This is a genomic window from Streptomyces nanhaiensis (assembly GCF_046614825.1).
GTDB classification, from domain to species: domain Bacteria; phylum Actinomycetota; class Actinomycetes; order Streptomycetales; family Streptomycetaceae; genus Streptomyces; species Streptomyces radiopugnans.
Map to the genome: position 1 here is coordinate 1 of NZ_JBKJFM010000070.1, position 17,617 is coordinate 17,617.

Genomic DNA, 17,617 nt, shown 5'->3' on the forward strand with positions numbered 1-17,617 from the left:
GCGTGGACCAGGAGCAGGGCGGGAGCACCCGCCACGGAGCCCAGCTGCGGTAGGCGTACTGCAACGCCGCCGTGCCGCGCGTGCCCCGGGCGCGCGGATGAGGGGTGCGCCGGGCGGGTGCGGGCCGCGGGCGGGATGAGACGTGTGCGGCGGGTCACCGGGGTCAGCCCCCGCGGAAGTCCAGCGGCGGCTCGACGGTGTGGAAGCACTGGGTGCACACGTAGCCGCCGCGCGGCCCCTCCTGGACGGCCCAGCCGCACTGCGCGCAGTGCATCACGGCCACGTCGGGCGCCGGGACGTCGGAATGCGATGGGGTCATCCGGTCGCTCCGCAGTTGCCGCAGGACCAGCGCCCGTCGGGGCCCTGGATCACGGTGGCTCCGCATGTGGTGCAGTTCAACGGCAGTTCCCCTTCCGCCGTGCCCCGCCTGGCCGCCCGCGCCGCCGGTGCGGTCACCACCGAAGGCGCGGCTGTCACACGCCACCGTAGCCCGGCGCACGGCCGGTGACGAGGCCCCCTCCGCGCACTCTGCCCCCGCCCCGCCCCCCGGTTCGCATTCCGGCCATGTGTTCTCCGCGCCGCCGGGCGCCCGGTGGCGCAACTCACCCCGGCAGCCCGGGCGGGGCTCGCTACCATCGAGTCACCGAATACCGGAATCCGCCCTTCCGAAATGCGGGACCAAGGTGTCTGCTGATCTCTCCTCCGTCATAGCCGCCACCACCCGGTGGCTGGTCCGCTCCTACCCGACCGCCGGCGGCGTGCTCAGCGCGTCCCTGGCCGAGGCGCAGGCGCGCCAGGCGGTCACGGTCGCGGCCTGGCTGCGCTATCCGACGCTGCTGGACGCCGCGCTGGTGGCGGTCGCCGGCCCGGGCGGCGCCCTGCGGCTGGACCGGATCACCGGCGCGGCGGCCCCGGAACCGGATGGTTCCGGCGACCCCGGCGACCAAGACGGTCCCGGCGACCCCGGCGGCGCGTCCGCCGGTCTGCCGTGGATCCCCGTGCCCCGCGAGCCCGGCGAGACGGGAAACGCCTGGCGCACCTGGGTGGACGAGGTCCTCGCCAGCTGGGCGGCCTGCCTGCTGACCTCGCCGGACCTGGTGGAGGAGGCGGTGGCCGGCGCCCTGCGCAGCGAGCACGCGCGGGGGCTGGCGGTCGACTTCCGCAGGCTGGCCGCTCCCGACGGGCTCGACCGGCAGGCCGCGCCCCTGCTGCGCCACCCCGACCTGGTGGCGCCGATCGCCGGACTGCACCGCGCCGGGCTCCTGGCCCGCCTCGGCTCCCGTCGCGGCCCGGACGCCGAGGCCGTGGCGGCCGACTGACCGCGATCGCGCTTGCGGTCGGCCGGCCGCCACGGCGGGGCCGGGACTCAGGGGCCGGGGATCAGGCCCGCCGCCACAGGGCCGGAGTGTTCGGCGGTTCCCAGCCGGCCTGGGACAGATGTGCCTGGAGACATGTGTAGGAGGCGCCGCCGTACTCCACCCGGTCGCCTGCCCTGTAGTTCACCCCCGCGCGCCAGGTGCCGCCGGGGCCGTCCGGGGGCGGGGTGGTGGGCGGGGGCGTCCGGGAGACGTCGAGGACGAAGTCGAACGTCGCCTCCTTCGCCGAACCGACCGTCCGCACGTTCATCAGCAGCGCGGGGTCGAAGATCGCGTCGGTGCCGTTGCGCGGCTCGCCCGGGAAGTAGAGCTGGGTGGTGAGCACGGGGCGGCCCGGGGCCTGCGCCTTGACGTGGATGTGCCGGGTGCGGCCCGGATACAGCCCGGGGACGATCGTGGTGAGTTCGAACGCCCCGCGCGCGTCGGTGTACTGGTGGCCGCGGAACCGGTAACCGGTGTTGTCGTAGGCGCCGTTCGCGTCCGCCTGCCAGAAGTCCAGCAGTACGTCCGCGAGCGGCTGGCAGGACCGGCCGAACACGTACCCGCTGACGGTCAGCCGTGTGCCCTGGGCGCCCGCGTCGACGAGCGAGGTGCGGCGCGGCGAGTTCGGCTTGAAGTAGGGGCCCTCCATCTGCGGGGGTGTGGGGTCGTCCCCGTCGTCGCAGTACGGGGTGAGCGGGAGCGGCTCCCCGTCGGACGACGGCCGCAGGGTGCGGGCCAGGGCCGGAGCGCCGCCGACCAGCAGCGGCAGGGGAGCGGCCAGCAGCGCTCCCTTGAGCACGCTCTTGCGGCTGATGGACGCGGAGCGTCCGGGGCGCGGCCCGGAGCCGGATTCGGGACCGGCTCCGTTTCCGGTTCCGGTCTCGGAGTGGGGGGTGGTGTGGTCTTCCACGGTCTCTCCTGGCATCGGGGAAGGTGGTATGGACCTTTCGCGAGCAGGTCTGAACCTATGCGGGTGCCCGGGCCGAGGCGATGGACAGGATTCAGCGTTCGTGGTGATTCGATCCGGTCCCGTCCCTGCCCCCGCCCCCGCCCCCGTCCTCGTTCGCCCCGTCGCCCTCCCCGGCTCCGCGGCGGAAGGCGCCGGGGCTGACACCGGTCTCCCGGCGGAAGAAGCGGCAGAAGTACGCCGGATCGGCGAAGCCCGTGTGCCGGGCCACCTGGCCCACCGTCATCCCCGTCCCCGTCAGCAGCCGCTTGGCCTCCAGCACCCTTGCCCGCCGCAGGAGTTGCCCCGGGGTGCGCCCGGTGGCCCGCTTGACCGTCTCGTTCAGATGGCCGACCGACACGCCCAGGCGTGCCGCGCACTCGCGCACCGACAGCCGCCCCGCCTCCGACTCCTCCAGCAGCCGTCCGAAGTCCCGGGCCGTTGCGCCCGTCCGCCCGCCCGCCGGAGCGGGTGCGCCGCCGCCGGACAGCCGGCTCGCGCGGACGAGGAGGACGTGCAGATAGGACTGGAGGACGGAGACGAAGCCCCCGCCCCGGCCGCGGTACTCCCGGTCCATCTCCCGCAGCAGCGCCGAGAGCCGGACCGCCTCGCCGTGCGGCGGCCGCAGCCACGGCCGCTCCCGCAGGCCCCGCAGGGTCTCGCGGTCCTCCGGGTGCTCCAGCAGGAAGTCGTCGGTGAACAGCACCACCCAGCCGTTCAGGCCCGAGACCCCGCGCCAGTGGTGCACCTGCCCGGGGGCGACCGCGCAGAGGTTCGGCGGGCTCAGCCGCCACGGCACCGCGTCCACCACGTGCGTGCCGCGGCCGCTGGTGACGTACACGATCTCGTGGAAGACGTGCCGGTGCGGGAAGGCGGCGCGTGACAGCGGGCCGATGGTGTCGAAGGAGCCGATGGCGAACGGCAGTTCGTTCGGCGCGGGCACCTCCAGCCGGTGCAGCGGTACCGGGTTGTGCGTCACTCACCCCACCTCCTCGGCGGCCGGGCGGCCCGGTGGAGCATAGTGCGGGCCGCCCGGCCAACGGGGAGGGATCAGGTCAGTACGGTGAACGTGCGCGTGGTGCCGGAGAAGGAACGGGCCCCGCCCACCAGGGGCTTGGCGTCGCCGTGGTAGCGGAGGCGGTAGCGGCCGGGTTCGGCCCCGGCGGGCACGTCCCAGGTGACGGTCACCTTCGAGGCGGCGATCCCGTCGCGCTCCCAGCGGAAGGCCGTCGACCAGTCGCCGTCGTCGGCGACCGTGCGCCACACCCCGCCCTCGTACCGCTCCACCCGCAGATAGGTGCTGCCCCGGTGCAGGTCGTTGCCGGGGTGGGCCCCGGCGAAGACGGCCGTGACCCGCTCGCCGGACCGGTAGCCCTCGCGCGGCTGGGTCAGCACGTCCCCGAACGAGCGCCCGATCTGCGGGGCGTCCAGCACGATCGGCGGCTGGAGGGCGAGCGGCGCGGCGGACAGGTCGGGCGGCTCCGGGCCGGTCGGCAGCGCCCGCCCGTCGCGCATCGCGCGGGCCAGCTGTGCCGAGACCTGCTGGATCGCGGGCAGTTGCCAGCGGCCGAAGAGGGTGCTGCCGCCCTCGTAGTGCTGGGCGTCGTACTCCTCGGGGGTGGTGAGGTAGTGGAAGTAGGAGTTGGCGTAGCCCGCCACCAGCACGTCGTCCAGATCCGCGCCGGTGACCTCCGCGACGGTGCGCCGCAGCCGCAGCCCCGCCGCGATGGTGACCTCGCCGGGGACGCCGATCAGGTACAGCCGGCCGATCCGCACCAGCTGCACGGGGACGATCTCCTGCACCCACGGGTAGATCCGGTTCATCTCCCCGATGGGCACGGCGATCGCCTTGGGCGCGTGGGCGTCGCGCAGCTCCGGCGAGACGGTGTAGACCACCGAGTGGGAGATCGCGTCCCAGAAGGGGTTCTCGCCCTCGGAGAAGCCGGGGAAGGCCGGCCCGTCCTCCGTGCTGCCCGCCGCCATGGCCGCGCCGACGGCCGGTTTGGCCGTCCTGTGGGTGCGCCCGTCGCCGGTGAACTCCGCCTCCACGGTGACGTCGGAGAGGTCCACGTACACCAGCCGGGAGTCCACGCCGCCGGACAGCCGGGTGCCGGGGCGCTCCAACTGCCGTACCGCCGCCTCGTACTGGCGCAGCCCGTTGGCGCGGGTGCGCTCGAAGTCCTCCGGCGTGGTCGGCGGCTCCAGGTCGAGGTTGGGGGACATGTCGCCGGCGTTGGTCTGCGCGAAGGCGGCGATCACCTCGGGCGCGGTACCGGCCAGGTAGTCCGCGCCCGCCACCTCGCGCTCCCAGTGGTAGGCGGCGTATCCCTTGTTGTCGGCGCTGACGAGCCGGTTGTCGCCGGACATGCTGGTGCAGTGGGTGGCGAACCAGTTGACCGCGCCCACCAGCCGTCCCTGCCGCTCGATCCGCAGCAGTGTGGTGAGCGGGTCGGTCGCGTCGGGGAAGTGCGCCTTGACGTCGGCCGGGTTGCGGTCGAAGGCGGCGCGGGAGCGGTTGACGCTGGCGCCGCGCAACTCCCCTCGGGAGAGGGAGAGTTCGGCGGGCGCCAGATCGGCGTGGGCCCGGCCCACGGCCTCCGTGATGCCGCGCACGACCGCGTCGAAGGTCTTGGCGTGGAAGCCGAGCGTGGTGATGTTGTAGAGCAGGTGGTGGGAGTAGCCGCCCGGTCCGGCGTGGGTGTGGGTGGCGGTGATCATGGTGTTGCGGGCGTTGTAGAGGCCGCCGTACCGCTCGTCCAGGGCGCGCAGCACCGCCTGGTGCACGCTGGAGAAGATCATGGGGGAGTCGACCACGACGAGGGCCACCCGCTCCCCGGCGCTTCCGTCCGGGGCCCGGTCGGCGATGACGAAGGCGCGGGCCCGCAGCCGGTTGTGCAGGCCCTGGGCCTGCTGGTCGGTGCGCCCGTAGCCCATCATGCCGACCTCGGCCACTTCACCGGTGGCGTCCGCGATGCCGCGTCCCACCAGATAGGAGCCGGTCCCCGCGGCGCCGGTCTGCCCGGTGGCGGCCGGGGCGCGGCCGGCGGTGGTGCCTTCGGCGGCGTGGGCCGCGGCCGAGGGGAGCCCGGCGAGGCCGAGCCCGGCCGTCGCGGCGGCGGCGCGCAGGACGCCGCGGCGGCTGCTGCCCGGCGTCCGGGCGGGTGCTTCCGGGGTGGCCGGGGTGGCCGATGCGTCGGGTGCGTCCGGGGTGCCGCCGGACGGTGTGCGCCGCTGGGTTCGGGAATCGCTCACGTGCGGCTCCTCACGGTGCTGTAGGGGGTTACCGCCGGTTTACCGACAGGCGTTGTGAGCATGACACCCATGTCATTCGCAGACAATCCGTCTGCGCGGGATCGCCGCCGAACGGCCGAAGGCGCCCGCGGCCGCTTTGGCCGGGACCCGGCGGCCTCTCGCGGGGGCCGCGCGGCGCCAGGCAGCGCCGCAGCGCCCGCGGCGCCGGGCGCCCGACGCCGCCGGGTTCCGCCGGCCGGCTACCAGAGGTCGCCCTCACGCCAGTCGCAGACCAGCTCACCGGACAGCTCCAGGGCCGCGCCGCCCGCCACCGGCAGGACGTGGACGCACCCGTCGTCCTCCTCCGTGCGCACGGTGCCCGAGGGGGTGAGCGCCGAGACGGGCCCCCGCCACAGCAGCCAGCCGCGCGCCGCGTAGAAGCCCAGCGCCTCGTCGCTGGAGGCCAGCGCCCCCAGGTCGTAGGCGCCGCGCACCACCCGCTCCAGCGACCCCATCAGCGCCGCCCCGTACCCGCGCCCGCGCCGGTCGGCGCGGACCCCGACCCCCTCCACGTAGCCGGTGCGCAGCGCCCGGCCGCCGTGCAGCAGCCTCCGCTGCACCAGCGAGGCGTGGCCCACCAGCTCGGACCCCTCCCAGGCCAGCGCGTGCACACCGCCCAGGGCGTGCTCCCAGTCCTGGTCGGTCATGTCCCCCTCGAACACCTCGTCCAGCAGGGAGCGCGCCGCCGCCCGGACGGAGGCGTCCAGATCCGCCGTGTGAACGAGGGCGATCCCGCCGGTGCCGCCCGTACCGATCTCGACCATGCCCTCATCCTGGCAGCACACGCCGCCGCCCGCCGCCGTGAATCCACGGCGGCGGGCGGCGGTACGCGAGGACGGGAAGGGGCGGGACGCCTCAACGGCGCCCGGGCCCGCGTCCGCGCAGCCTGCTCAGCGCCTGCTTGGCCTGGGACCGCTTCCTGGGGTCGGACGCCATCCTCCTGGCCTTCGCGGTCAGTCGGCGGCCCTGCGGGGTTCGGGAGAAAATGGCGATCTTGCTCAGAATGCCCGGCACGGTTCCTCCAGCGTTCACGTGTGCCCGCCGCGGCGAGCTGCGCCCTTTGCGCTCGGTTGTCCTCTTCGCCTCCTACCCCGGCGGGCGCGGGTGATGTGCGGGCCTTCCGAAGGCCGCCCCGCGGCCTTCGGAACGGTGTTCCGGGCGTGGGCGGGCCGCTCTAGGATGAGTCCCGGTTCGCCGGTGACCGCGGGCGGGAGGGAGAAGCGTTGAAGCGTCCCACGATGGTGGACATCGCCCGCCGTGCGGGGGTGACCAAGAGCGCGGTGTCCTTCGCGCTCAACGGCCGCCCGGGGGTCTCGGAGGCGACCCGGGCCAGGGTGCTCGCCATCGCGGAGGAGCTGGGCTGGCAGCCCAACAGCGCGGCCAGGGCCCTGTCCGACGGCAGGGCCGGCGCCGTCGGACTGGTGGTGGACCGCCCGGCCCGCTCCCTGGGCATGGAGCCGTTCTTCATGCAACTGGTCTCCGGCATCCAGAGCGAGCTGTCCGGGGACGGCACCTCCCTGCTGTTCACCGTCGCGCCCGACGCCGACGCCGAGACGGCCACCTACCGCGCCTGGTGGGCGCAGCGCAAGGTCGACGGCGTCTTCCTGGTCGACCTGCGGGTGGACGACCCCCGGATACGCGTCCTGGAGGAACTGCGCCTGCCCGCCGTGGTGATCGGCTCCCCCGTCGCCGCCGGAAGCCTGCCCGCCGTGTGGAGCGACGACGCGGCGGGGGTGCGCACCGCCGTGGACCACCTCGCCGGCCTCGGGCACCGCTCCATCGCCCACGTCACCGGGCCCGCCGTCCTGCGGCACACCCTCATCCGCGCCGAGGCCTTCGCCGCCGCCACCGCCGAGCACGGCGTCACCGGCCGGAGCGTTGAGGCCGACTACAGCGGCGAACAGGGCTGCGCCGCCACCCGCGCGCTGCTGGAGGGCGACGACCGCCCCACCGCGATCCTCTACGACAACGACGTGATGGCCGTCTCAGGCCTGAGCGCCGCGCAGAGCCTGGGCGTCCGCGTCCCCGCCGACGTCTCCCTGGTGGCCTGGGACGACTCGCCGCTGTGCGAACTGGTCCACCCCGGTCTGACCGCGCTGCGCCGCGACATAGCCGCCTACGGCGCCCTGGCCGCCCGCCGGCTCAAGGCCGTCGCCGCCGGCCACCGCGTCGAACACAGCCGCGCCCCCGACCCCACCCTGACCGTCCGCGCCAGCACCGCCGCCCCCTCCCGCGACGCGGCCCCGCTGTAGGGGCGGCATCAGCCCGGCACGGGGGCGTCCGGGCGCAGGCGGTGCCGGAAACGCCGCCGGGCGATCCCCGAGCGGAACCGGGGCCCGTTCGCTCGGGGGCGGTCGCCCTGCCCGGCCGGCCGACCGGGAACCGGAGTTTCGGTTCTTCCTCACGGGAAGCACCGCCGACGCACCGTAGGTCCGGCTGCGGCGAGTCAACGTCGGCTTCCACAACCTCTTTCTCGCACTCGGCCTCATCACCGGCGTCGTGAGCCCGCACACCGGCGACGTGAACACCGGACGCTCCCTCATCGTCCATGTCTGCGTCTTCACGATCGCCGCGGGAACCGTGCCGTTCGTCTCCGACCGCGGGCTGTGGCGTGGCTCCCCGGGGCAGGCAGTGCCGCCCGCCGTCGCGCTGGCCGCACACGCCCTCCCCGACTGACGGTGACACGCCTTACGCTCTGATGAAGCCGATCGCCTCCCGTGTACGAGGCTCTGGACGTAACTCCCGGCCCTCCACGGATCGATGACGGCTGCGGCCGGCCCGGCCGGCGGTGACGGCGCACCCTTCCCGCCCCGGGCGGGGCATCAGGCCTCGGGGTTCAGCATCGCCGCCGCGGTGGCCCGGTCGGTCTCGGCGCCGGTGGTCAGCGCGTACAGGGCGTACCCGATCGGGGAGGCGTCCCACAGGTGCTTGGCCTGGGCCGCCAGGCCGGGATGGACGTGCCCGCCCGCCCGCTCGTACGCGGTGAGAGTGGCCCGCAGCATCTCCTCGCCCGCGGCGCCGTACTGGAAGGACAGGTCGCGGGCGGGGTCGTCCACGCGGGCGGTGGTCCAGTCCAGGACCCCGGTGATCGTCCCCTCCTCGTCCAGCAGCACGTGCGCGGGGTAGATCTCGCCGTGTGTCATCACGGTCTGCTCGGGCCAGCAGGTGTCGTCCTCGATCCAGGCCCGCCAGGTATCGGTCAGGGCGGCGGAGACGGTGAAGGACTCGCTCACACGGGCGATGTCGTCCCGCCACGCCTGACGTACCCGGGCCGGGGCGCGGACCTCGACGCCCGCGGCCTCGGCCCGCTCCGGGGCGATGGAGTGCAGACGGGCCAGCAGGCGCCCCAGGCGCTCGGCGTAGTCCGGGTCGGCGGGGTCCATGTGCCAGTCGGGCTCCCCGGCGTCGGTCAGGGTCAGGCCCGGGGCGCCGGGCAGGGCCGGGTAGGCGATCAGCTCGGGGGAGCGGACCTGCCAGTCGGGGACCGCGACGCCGTCCTCGGCCAGGACGGGGGCCACCAGGTCGAGGATGCGCCTCTCGGCGGCCATGCCCCCGGAGACGTCGGCGCGGCGCGGCACGCGCAGCACCCACCTCAGGCCGCTCACGTCGGAGGCCATGACGACCCGGTAGTCCAGGCCCGCCTCGTTCACGGTGGCGTCCCGCGCGGACAGGTTCAGGCCGTGGGCGGCGGCCAGGGCGATGACGTCATCGATCGTGTTCATGGGGTCACGCTCCCACCCGCGCCTACGCCGCCTCCAGCCCTTTTCCCCTCACCCCCCGTGCCGCCGAGGGCTGCCACTCCGGAGCGGCACGGCCCATCCCTCGACCGTCCTCGTTCACCGGACCATCCCCGCACTCACCTCCCGGGGGCGACCGTGATCGCCCGCCGGCCGGCTCGCAGGCCGCCGCCCGGGGACCGCGGGCGGGCTCTCAGCCGATGGTGACCACGCGCGCCCAGGGCGGCGGGGCGTCCGGGACGTAGTAGGGATCGTCCTCGTCCACGGCGCGGGCGGGGCGCGGGAAGAGGCCGACGACGGTACGGCAGGGCGGCTGATCGGAGGGCCACGGCGTCTGGCCGTCGGTCAGGGCCACGATCACGTCCGGGCGGGGCCCGCAGCGCAGTGCCCGGTCGAAACCGGAACGCAGATCCGTCCCACCGCCGCCGACCAGCTCGACGTCCTCGGCCCGGCACAGAGGCACGGCGACCCCGGCCGCCGCGTCACAGGAGATCACCGAGACCAGATCGCGCCGCCCGCCCACCGCCCGCGAGATCGCCACCACCTCCAGCAGCGCGCTGCCCAGCTCGGCGTCGCTCACCGATCCGGAGGTGTCGATCACGACGCGGACCCGGGGCGGCGTACGGCGCAGGCTCGGCAGCACCACGCCGGGGACCCCGGCCGAACGCCGGGAGGGCCGCCGGTAGCTGTGGTTCTCGCCCGCCCCCGGCGCGCCCGCCGCCGAGCGGATCGCCGACCCCAGCAGCCGCCGCCACGGCTGCGGCGGATGGAACGCCTCCTCGGCCCACCGGCGCCAGCCCTCCGGCGCGTCGCCCGGCCGTCCTTTGATTCCCTCGGCGACCCGGAAGCGGACCGCGTCCCGCTCCTGCCTGCTCAGCCCGTACGCCCCGCCCGGCCCCAGCTCCCACGGCCGCTCCCGCCCGTCGGCGCCGCTGCCGCAGTCCAGCCAGGCCAGGTCGGCGGCGAGTCCCGACATCGAGGCCGTCCGCAGGTACTCCTCCATCAGCAGTCCGTCGGACAGCCCCAGTAGCGACGGCAGCACCGCACCGGCCGGGCGCGGCAGCCCGTCGCCGTAGATGTCGTCGTTGATCTCGAAGTCGGCGGCGATGTTCCGCCGCAGCGACTCGCCCCGCCCGTACTCCCCCTGCTCCCGCGCGTATCTCGCGCTCCGCCCGTGGTGGTCGCGCAGCAGGTGGGAGACCTCGTGCACCCAGACGCCCGCCAGCTCCTCCAGCGGGGTGCGCGCCACGAAGCCCGGGGAGACGTAGACGCGCCAGTGCGCGTCCACCGCCATCGTCGGCACCGAGCGGTCCTCCACCACGCGCAGCGCGAACAGCGCGTCGGCCAGATAGGGGCGGACCTTCACCGCGTGCAGCCGGGCGGCCAGCAACTTCTCCATGTCCAGGGGGAGTTCGGTCCGGCCGGCCGGGACGCCGGAGCCGCCCGGATCGGGTTCCGGCTCCGCCGCGGCGGCCCGCGCCGGGCGTGCCGCCGCGGGCCGCGGCGGCACTGGCCGGGGCACCGGGCGCGGCAGCGGACGCTTCGCGTTCCCCGTCATCGGCCCGCCTCCGCAACACGCCCGGCCTCGGCCGCCGTTCGTTCCGCCCCCGCTTGACCGACCGCTCCGCCCGCCGGGCCAGGCCGACCACCCCGGCCAGCCGATCCACCGCCTCCGGCACATCCCAGTCGTCGCGCCGCAGCGCGGCCAGCGTCTTCGCCGGGGCGACCAGCAGATCCGGGGCACCGGTCTCCATCGCCCTCACCAGCACCGCCCAGCCCGCCTCCCACCGTTCCCGCTCCGGCCGCGCCCCCACGGCCGCCACCACCGCCTCCAGCGCCGCCTGGCGCAGATCGCCCCGCTCCGGAAGCTCGGCGGAGGCCGGATCGGCCAGCAGCGACTCGGGGTCCGGCAGCTCCATCCGGTCCAGGTGGGCCAGGAGTTCGAGCCCCGGCCCGTCCCCCACCGCGCCCCGCACCAGCAGCGCCAGCACCTCCCGCGAGACGGAGGCCGCCGTGCCGAAGGCCAGCAGGGTCAGCGCCGCCTCCCAGCTCCGGGGCGACGGCCAGGCGCCGCCGCGCCGCGTCTCGGTGCCCGGCAGCCGGTGGATCAGCGTCGGCCGGGCCTCCAGGAAGCCGCAGACCGCGCGCCGGGCGAAGGCCACCGCCTCCGGCAGCCGCTCCGGCGCCAGCCGGGGCAGCTCGGCCCGGGGCCAGACCCCGCCCAGCCCGCGCACCACCACCTCCCGGTCGTGCGTCCAGTGCAGGTGCACGAAACGGTTTGCCAGCGGCGCGCTCAGATCCCATCCGTCCGCCGCCGACGCGGGTGGATTGGCCGCCGCCACGATCCGGACCCCGGGCGGCAGCCGCAGCGCACCGACCCTCCGTTCCAGGACGACCCGCAGCAGCGCGGCCTGGACCGCCGGGGTGGCGGTGGAGAGCTCGTCCAGGAAGAGCAGCCCCCGCCCGGCCCGCACGAGTTCCACGGCCCACTGCGGCGGCGCCATCGGTACCCCCTGTACGGCCGGGTCGTCGCCCACGACGGGCAGTCCGGAGAAGTCGGACGGCTCGTGGACGCTGGCGATCACGGTCGTCAGTGGCAGGTCGAGGGAGGCCGCGAGTTGCGTCAGGGCCGCGGTCTTGCCGATGCCCGGCTCCCCCCAGAGCAGTACGGGCAGATCGGCCGCGACGGCCAGGGTGAGCGCTTCGAGCTGCTCGTCGGCGCGTGGCTCGGTGGTGGTCGTCCGCAGCAGGGACAGCAGGTCGCCGGCGACGGCCAGACGGGCGCCGGTTACGCGATCGGCGTCGCCGACACCGTCGGCCGGGGGAGCGGTGGGCAGGAGGGTGCTGGAGGACATGGGCATCACCTGAATCGGAACAGGGGGCGGGACGACGGCCCGCCCCGGACGTATTGGGGAGTGCTGCGCGGATGAAGTGACTTCGGCGGGGAACGGCCGGTCGGCCGAGCAGCCGGTCAGCGGGTCAGAGCGGTGCGGGGCCGGACCCGGCCGACCCGCTTGTGGCGGATCGCGGGAGGTGTGTGGCGGTTCAGCCGGGGGCGACGGTCCGCCTCCGCAGCGGCGGCTTCCGTACCGGCGGCGGGGTGCACGGCGACCAGCCCCGCGCGGAAGAGACCGTGGTCGATGCGGCGTGCCGCGGCCGACCTCAGCTCCTCCCGCAGCGGCCCGTCGCGCAGGACCGCACCGGGGCCGAGCAGCCCCTCGACCACGGCCAGTGCCCCGGCCACGTCACCGTGGCGCAGTCGCTCCCGCACCGCGGGCAGCTCCTGAGGGCTGCGGTGCACCGCGTCGATCGCCCGCAGGCAGGGCAGCGGCGGCCCGCCGAGCGCCACCAGCAGCTCCTCGCGCCGCAGTTGGGCCGGGTCGTGGTCGACCGCCGCCAGCACCCCGTCCCGCAGCGCGATCCGGTGGACCTCGCCCCTGCACTCCACCCGGTGCGGATCATCGGGCCCGGCGACCGGGCCGGACACGGATACCGCGTCGGCCACGGGCGCCGCACCGGACTCCGCCAGCGCGGCTGCGACGAGCGGATGCAGCCGGCCGGGCGTGACCAGCCCGGCCCGCAGCAGCTCCAGATCCGGAAGAGTCCGGGCCGCCGCTTCCGGCAGCACCGGGAGCGCCGCGACCTCCTGCGGCGGCAACGACTCCCGCAGCGGCCGGAGGGCCGGGACGTGACTGTCGTCGGGGGCGAAGAGTTCGAGCACGGCGCGGCTGCGCGCACCGAGCCGCACGGCGAAGGCCCCGCGAGTGAGCCCCTCGGCCCGCAGCAGCAACCCCGCCTCGGCGGCCCAACGCCCCACCGCCCAGGGGGAATCGGGAACAGCGGGCCGATCGGGCGTGCACGGTTCCACGGACGGCGCCCCGCCCGCTCCCAACACACCGCACCGTCGCGCCAGTTCGGCGCTCCGCCCGGCGTCCCACAGATGCCGGTGCAGGTCGAGCCGGAAACGCCGGTCGGGGTGTGGATGCGGATGGTGCCCCGGAGGGTCGCTCCCGGGCCCCTCCCACAGGTCCAGGGACATCCGCTGCCCGGCGTCCGCCCAGGCGGGAGGCGTCCGCACCACCAGTTGCGGCGACGTGGCGCCGGGTGATGCCGGATAACGGGCCAGGCAGACGGTCAGGCCGGGCCGCAGCCGCCCGTCGGGGGCGATCCGGGGCATGTGCCAGCGCAGCAGATCCGGCGCCAGCCGCCGCAGATCCGCACGGAGACGGGTGACGAGTTCGGTGCCGTGGCGTTCGCGCACGGCGCGCAGATCGAGATCGACGTCGACGCGGGCGGCGGCGCAGGCCCCCGCCCAGTCACCGGCCGCACGCCGTGCGGCCGCGGTCTCGATCATGGACGGTGGCACGGCGTACTCGCGCACGCGCTGCCACATCAGCAGGCGGGACGGAATCGTGTTCGCGAGGTGATGTGCCATCAGCACTCACCTTGCGTGAACGATTCCCCCAATCCACAAGAGGAGAAGTTCTTCATCGTCGGCATCGTAACCACACCGGCGACGATCTGTCAGTCCCTGTGATCGCCCGACGGTTCCTCGGCCTTACGCTGTCTCTCCGAGGCGGTTCCGTGTGGCCGTGCGGCGGCGGTCGCGTTCGGCCTCGAGGTCTTCCAGCTCCCGCAGTGCCGCAGCGCGCTCGCTCTCGGTGACCGGCCCGTGCTCCTCTTCCAACCAGTCGGCCAGTTCCCGGAGCCGGTCCCGCTCCCGCTTCAGGCGCAGGGCTTCGGTGAAGTACGCCGACAGCCCGTGCTCGGCTGCTTTGGGCCGGAACTCCTCCAGAAGATCCTCCGGGATCGTGACGGTGACCTTCCTGGTTGCCGTGCGGGCCCCGTGCCCGGTGAGTCAGCCGGTCGCACGGAGTTCCTCGCGCTCTGTGCGGCAGTCGCGGCACAACTGGCCGGGCCGGGCCGCGCGGATGGCGCGCTCGCAGCCGTCGCAGGTCTGGAGGGGCAGGACGACGGGCTTGGCGGGTGGCGGGGCCAGGGCGGGCGCGGGCAGGGGCGGCTCGCCGAGGCGGAAGGCCAGGATGCGGGCCGGGCGGGCCAGGAGCCGTTCGGGCAGACCGGCGGTGAGTGTCTCGGTGATCCGGGCGGGGGACACGCCCGCCGCAAGCCACCGGGCCACGTCCGGGGCGAGCCGGGTGGCCTCGCTCTCGGAGAGGATCAGCCGGGGGTCGGCGGCGCGGAGGGAGGCCAGGACCCGCACCGCGTCCGGATCGGCCTCGCCGAGCGGAGCGGGCTGAGCAGGCGGCGCCTGCGGCGACCGCACCACCGCCGGGAGCGGGTCCGGGGCAGCGGTGGCCGGTGCCGGGGCAGACGGCAGGGGTGCCGGGTCGGAGGCCGTACGCGGCGCGGGCACGCGGGCGGGTGCGGGGCGGGGCCGGCGGCCGGGCGGCGGCGTGGGGTCCGGGTCGTCGTCGCCCGGCGGTACGTCGTGGAAGTAGGTGCGGGTGCGGACCCGGCCGTCCGGCCCGCGCTCGCGCCGCCGCTCCAGGTACCCGGACGCCTCCAGCTCCCGCAGGGCCCGGGAGATCAGGATCTCGCCCTCGGAGAAGTGCTCGCACAGCGCGGTGATGCTCACCGGAGCGCCGTCCGGGAGTGAGGCGATGTAGGCCGCAACCCCGATGGTGACCGCGCTGCCGGGCCGCTGGGCGAGGGCGTTGGCGAGAACGGTGAAACCGGTGGTGAGGCGGGTGCGTACATGGATCACGCCGGATGTCGGTCCACCGGCGCGGGCGCGCGAACGCGCGCTAAACTGCGAGTCAGCCATCGGGAAGTTGCGCTCTTCCTGATCGGTGAGGCCCTCGATCGGGATGCCAGTCCCGGCCGGGGGCCGCAACTTTTTGCGGTTGTCGCGGTGAACGTAACCGCCCACTTCTCAAACCCGCAACCTCGTCACCCGTACGGGTGACGAGGGGAAAGGGTGGGTGGGTGGGAGGTTCTTTCTCCCGGTTCTTCAAGGGAGTTCGTGGCCCGCCGGACCCTCGTGGGCGAGGGTCCGGCGGGACCGGGAAGCCGACACGCACCGGCCCCCGGATCGCTCAGGCGCGGCGGTCGGCCTTCAACTCGCTTATGAAGGGAGCCCAGGACGCCGACGGGAACGCCAGCACCGGCCCGTGCGGGACCTTGCTGTCACGGACGGGGACGATGCCGGGGAAGCCGTCGGCCACCTCGACGCAGTCGCCACCCGCCTGGTTGCTGTAGCTGCTCCTGCGCCACTCGGCGCCGTTGAGATCGGGACGGGACACTCGCTTCACGGTTGTCCTCCAGCGCGGATCGGATCATGTCGAGCGACATGAGCGGGGGCAGGGCTGCCGCCCGCAGCCGATCGTAAATCTCCGAGTAGCGCTTGACTTCGGACGGCTCCTCGATGAGCTGACCAAAGTCGGCGCCCTCCTTGTAGGCCACTTCCGAGCCGTTCGGGAGTTCCAGCACTGTGAGCGAACCACCCAGCGCCTCGTGCCCGCCTTGTCCGAACGGCAGCACCTGCACGGTGATGCGGAACTCTTGGGCGGCCTCCAACAGTCGGACCAACTGGTCACGCATGACGGAACGGTCGCCGATCGGACGCCTCAACACCGCTTCGTCCAAGACAACCCACAGGTCCGGGCAGTCGGATGACCGGAGTCGCCCCTGCCGCGCCAGTCGTGCGGCGATTCGCTCCTCCAACTGCTCCCGGCTCTTGAGGAGTACGTCAAGGCTCAGTACGGCCCGTGCGTAGTCCTCGGTCTGGAGAAGACCGGGTACCACGTGCGCCGCGTACTGCTTGATGGACACCGCCCGCTCCGAGAGGTGGATGAACCTGCGCGACCAGTCGGGGAACGTCTCGCGGTAGACGTACGGCCACAGGTCGACCAGCAGGTTGTCCGCTGCGAGCGCGTCGTCCAGCGTGCGCGCCAGCTCAAGCGTCGGTCTCGCCCCGGAGGCCCGCTCGACCTGGGTGATCCGGCTGGCGACCACATGCGCCTTCTCGCCCAGTTCCGCCTGGGTCAGCCCGGCGGCGACGCGGAGTCTGCGCACCCGCGAGCCGAACAGGGCCGCCATCGATGCCCCGGGATCAACATCCTTGGCCAAAACATCACTTCCGTTTCTTACAGGCTGGAAGGTAAGGCTTCATCCCCTTCCGAGCCTAGGCTCGCCGGTCGATCCTGAAGCACGGAACGTAATGATCCGCCTACGTTGCGGATCGAACGAGGAAGCGAAGGACGACTTTCGTGCTGATGACGACGACCACGCCCGACGAAGACCCGCAGCCGGGCGCGGCACACCCGGGAGGCCCCGAACCCCGGCTGTTCACCATGCGGTTCACGTCATCCGCCAAGGGCGCGCGGCTCGCCCGGAAGCTCGCCGTGCGGCGCATGGAGGAGTGGGGGTGGCCGGCCGTATCGGACCTCTCGTGCACCGTCTCCCTGCTGGTCGGTGAGCTGGCCGCCAACGCGGTACGGCACGGCCGCGTGCCCGGACGCGGCTTCCGTCTCGCGCTCGAAGTGCGGGGGAACGTGGTCCGCATCGAGGTCTCGGACGCCTCCCCGGTCCCGCCTCCGGCCGCTCCGCCCTCGCCGTCCGCCGACGACGAGTCGGGGCGCGGCCTGCTCCTGGTGGACATCCTCGCCACCCGCTGGGGCGCGGTCCCGCGCGACCCCGTCGGCAAGACGGTCTGGGCCGAGGTGGCGGCCCTGGACCACTGAAAGGACCGGGCGGTTGTGCCGGGGTGTTCGCCGGTGCCTTCCGGTGTGCCGTGGAGAATGCGTGCATGTCCATCCGAGCTGTGCGCCTGAACGAGCTGCCCGTCCTCCAGGACATCGAGAGGGCCGCCGGGCAGTGCTTCCGGGACATCGGCATGCCGGAGATCGCCGAGGACGAGCCGCTCTCGCTCGGTGAGCTCGCCCGCTACCACCATGCCGGGCTGGCCTGGGTCGTGGCCAACGGCGCCGATGTCCCGGTCGCATACCTGATCGCCGACCGTGTCGACGGCAACCTCCACGTCGAGCAGGTCTCGGTGCATCCGGACAGCGCGCGCCGCGGTGTCGGCCGGTCGCTGCTGGAGCATCTGGCGGCACACGCCACGCGCGAGGGCGCACCCGCTCTGACTCTCACCACGTTCGCCCAGGTCCCGTGGAACGCCCCTTATTACGCACGCTGCGGTTTCCAGATCATGGACGACACCGGGCTCGCTCCCGGTCTGCGGAAGATCCGCGAGCGCGAAGCGGCCCACGGCCTGGACCGATGGCCGCGGGTCTGTATGCGCCGGGCACTGTGACACCACAGCG

At 74.4% G+C, this 17,617-nt stretch carries 17 protein-coding genes and 1 pseudogene; 5 read left to right on the top strand and 13 right to left on the bottom strand.

What is annotated here, in order from left to right:
• Nucleotides 1-163 precede the first annotated feature (163 nt).
• On the bottom strand, nucleotides 164-319 hold the full coding sequence (locus ACLIYP_RS16565) for a hypothetical protein (RefSeq protein ID WP_412713904.1): 156 nt from the start codon (nucleotides 317-319) through the stop codon (nucleotides 164-166).
• Between the two features lie 364 nt (nucleotides 320-683).
• Between ACLIYP_RS16565 and ACLIYP_RS16570 the strand changes: the two genes are divergently transcribed.
• Nucleotides 684-1,319 carry a hypothetical protein gene (locus ACLIYP_RS16570; protein ID WP_412713905.1) on the top strand — a complete coding sequence of 212 codons (636 nt, stop codon included), beginning with the start codon at nucleotides 684-686 and terminating at the stop codon, nucleotides 1,317-1,319.
• 61 nt (nucleotides 1,320-1,380) lie between these two features.
• On the opposite strand, the gene ACLIYP_RS16575 is transcribed toward ACLIYP_RS16570, so the two are convergent.
• The 5 genes from ACLIYP_RS16575 to ACLIYP_RS16595 form a co-directional block, all read right to left on the bottom strand.
• Nucleotides 1,381-2,283 carry a dioxygenase family protein gene (locus tag ACLIYP_RS16575; protein ID WP_412713906.1) on the bottom strand — a complete coding sequence of 301 codons (903 nt, stop codon included), beginning with the start codon at nucleotides 2,281-2,283 and terminating at the stop codon, nucleotides 1,381-1,383.
• 76 nt (nucleotides 2,284-2,359) lie between these two features.
• The gene (locus tag ACLIYP_RS16580; protein ID WP_412713907.1) at nucleotides 2,360-3,283 is read right to left on the bottom strand and encodes a helix-turn-helix domain-containing protein; all 924 of its coding nucleotides are present in this window, start codon (nucleotides 3,281-3,283) and stop codon (nucleotides 2,360-2,362) included.
• 71 nt (nucleotides 3,284-3,354) lie between these two features.
• Nucleotides 3,355-5,430: a neutral/alkaline non-lysosomal ceramidase N-terminal domain-containing protein gene (locus tag ACLIYP_RS16585; protein ID WP_412713924.1), complete on the bottom strand. Its 2,076-nt coding sequence runs from the start codon at nucleotides 5,428-5,430 to the stop codon at nucleotides 3,355-3,357.
• A 365-nt stretch (nucleotides 5,431-5,795) separates the two neighbouring features.
• On the bottom strand, nucleotides 5,796-6,359 hold the full coding sequence (locus tag ACLIYP_RS16590; protein ID WP_412713908.1) for a GNAT family N-acetyltransferase: 564 nt from the start codon (nucleotides 6,357-6,359) through the stop codon (nucleotides 5,796-5,798).
• 91 nt (nucleotides 6,360-6,450) lie between these two features.
• Nucleotides 6,451-6,609, bottom strand: a complete 159-nt coding sequence (locus ACLIYP_RS16595; protein WP_410539547.1) for a hypothetical protein — start codon at nucleotides 6,607-6,609, stop codon at nucleotides 6,451-6,453.
• 209 nt (nucleotides 6,610-6,818) lie between these two features.
• On the opposite strand from ACLIYP_RS16595, the gene ACLIYP_RS16600 reads away from it, so the two are divergent.
• Entirely contained in the window at nucleotides 6,819-7,847 is a 1,029-nt protein-coding gene (locus ACLIYP_RS16600) for a LacI family DNA-binding transcriptional regulator (RefSeq protein WP_412713909.1), read from the top strand.
• A gap of 184 nt (nucleotides 7,848-8,031) precedes the next feature.
• Nucleotides 8,032-8,271 (top strand): DUF1304 family protein, encoded by a 240-nt coding sequence (locus tag ACLIYP_RS16605; protein ID WP_412713925.1) that lies wholly within the window; start codon nucleotides 8,032-8,034, stop codon nucleotides 8,269-8,271.
• 146 nt (nucleotides 8,272-8,417) lie between these two features.
• On the opposite strand, the gene ACLIYP_RS16610 is transcribed toward ACLIYP_RS16605, so the two are convergent.
• The 7 genes and pseudogenes from ACLIYP_RS16610 to ACLIYP_RS16640 form a co-directional block, all read right to left on the bottom strand.
• A complete protein-coding gene (locus ACLIYP_RS16610) occupies nucleotides 8,418-9,317 on the bottom strand; it encodes a macrolide 2'-phosphotransferase (protein ID WP_412713910.1) in 900 nt (299 codons plus the stop codon).
• Between the two features lie 208 nt (nucleotides 9,318-9,525).
• Complete coding sequence (locus ACLIYP_RS16615) at nucleotides 9,526-10,731, bottom strand: vWA domain-containing protein (protein WP_412713926.1); 1,206 nt, start codon at nucleotides 10,729-10,731, stop codon at nucleotides 9,526-9,528.
• Nucleotides 10,732-10,924: 193 nt separating this feature from the next.
• Nucleotides 10,925-12,187 (bottom strand): annotated as a pseudogene (locus tag ACLIYP_RS16620) (AAA family ATPase); the annotation flags it as partial.
• A 116-nt stretch (nucleotides 12,188-12,303) separates the two neighbouring features.
• Complete coding sequence (locus tag ACLIYP_RS16625; RefSeq protein ID WP_412713911.1) at nucleotides 12,304-13,767, bottom strand: hypothetical protein; 1,464 nt, start codon at nucleotides 13,765-13,767, stop codon at nucleotides 12,304-12,306.
• 423 nt (nucleotides 13,768-14,190) lie between these two features.
• On the bottom strand, nucleotides 14,191-15,117 hold the full coding sequence (locus tag ACLIYP_RS16630; RefSeq protein WP_412713912.1) for a hypothetical protein: 927 nt from the start codon (nucleotides 15,115-15,117) through the stop codon (nucleotides 14,191-14,193).
• A gap of 271 nt (nucleotides 15,118-15,388) precedes the next feature.
• Nucleotides 15,389-15,517, bottom strand: a complete 129-nt coding sequence (locus tag ACLIYP_RS16635; protein WP_412713913.1) for a DUF397 domain-containing protein — start codon at nucleotides 15,515-15,517, stop codon at nucleotides 15,389-15,391.
• Nucleotides 15,480-16,391 carry a helix-turn-helix domain-containing protein gene (locus tag ACLIYP_RS16640; protein WP_412713927.1) on the bottom strand — a complete coding sequence of 304 codons (912 nt, stop codon included), beginning with the start codon at nucleotides 16,389-16,391 and terminating at the stop codon, nucleotides 15,480-15,482. Before ACLIYP_RS16640 ends, ACLIYP_RS16635 begins: the two co-directional genes overlap by 38 nt.
• Nucleotides 16,392-16,567: 176 nt before the next feature.
• Here ACLIYP_RS16640 and ACLIYP_RS16645 point away from each other — a divergent pair, with 176 nt between their 5' ends.
• Nucleotides 16,568-17,035, top strand: coding sequence for an ATP-binding protein (locus ACLIYP_RS16645; protein ID WP_412713914.1), 468 nt, complete (start codon nucleotides 16,568-16,570; stop codon nucleotides 17,033-17,035).
• Nucleotides 17,036-17,100: 65 nt separating this feature from the next.
• Nucleotides 17,101-17,607: a GNAT family N-acetyltransferase gene (locus ACLIYP_RS16650; protein ID WP_412713915.1), complete on the top strand. Its 507-nt coding sequence runs from the start codon at nucleotides 17,101-17,103 to the stop codon at nucleotides 17,605-17,607.
• Nucleotides 17,608-17,617 lie beyond the last annotated feature (10 nt).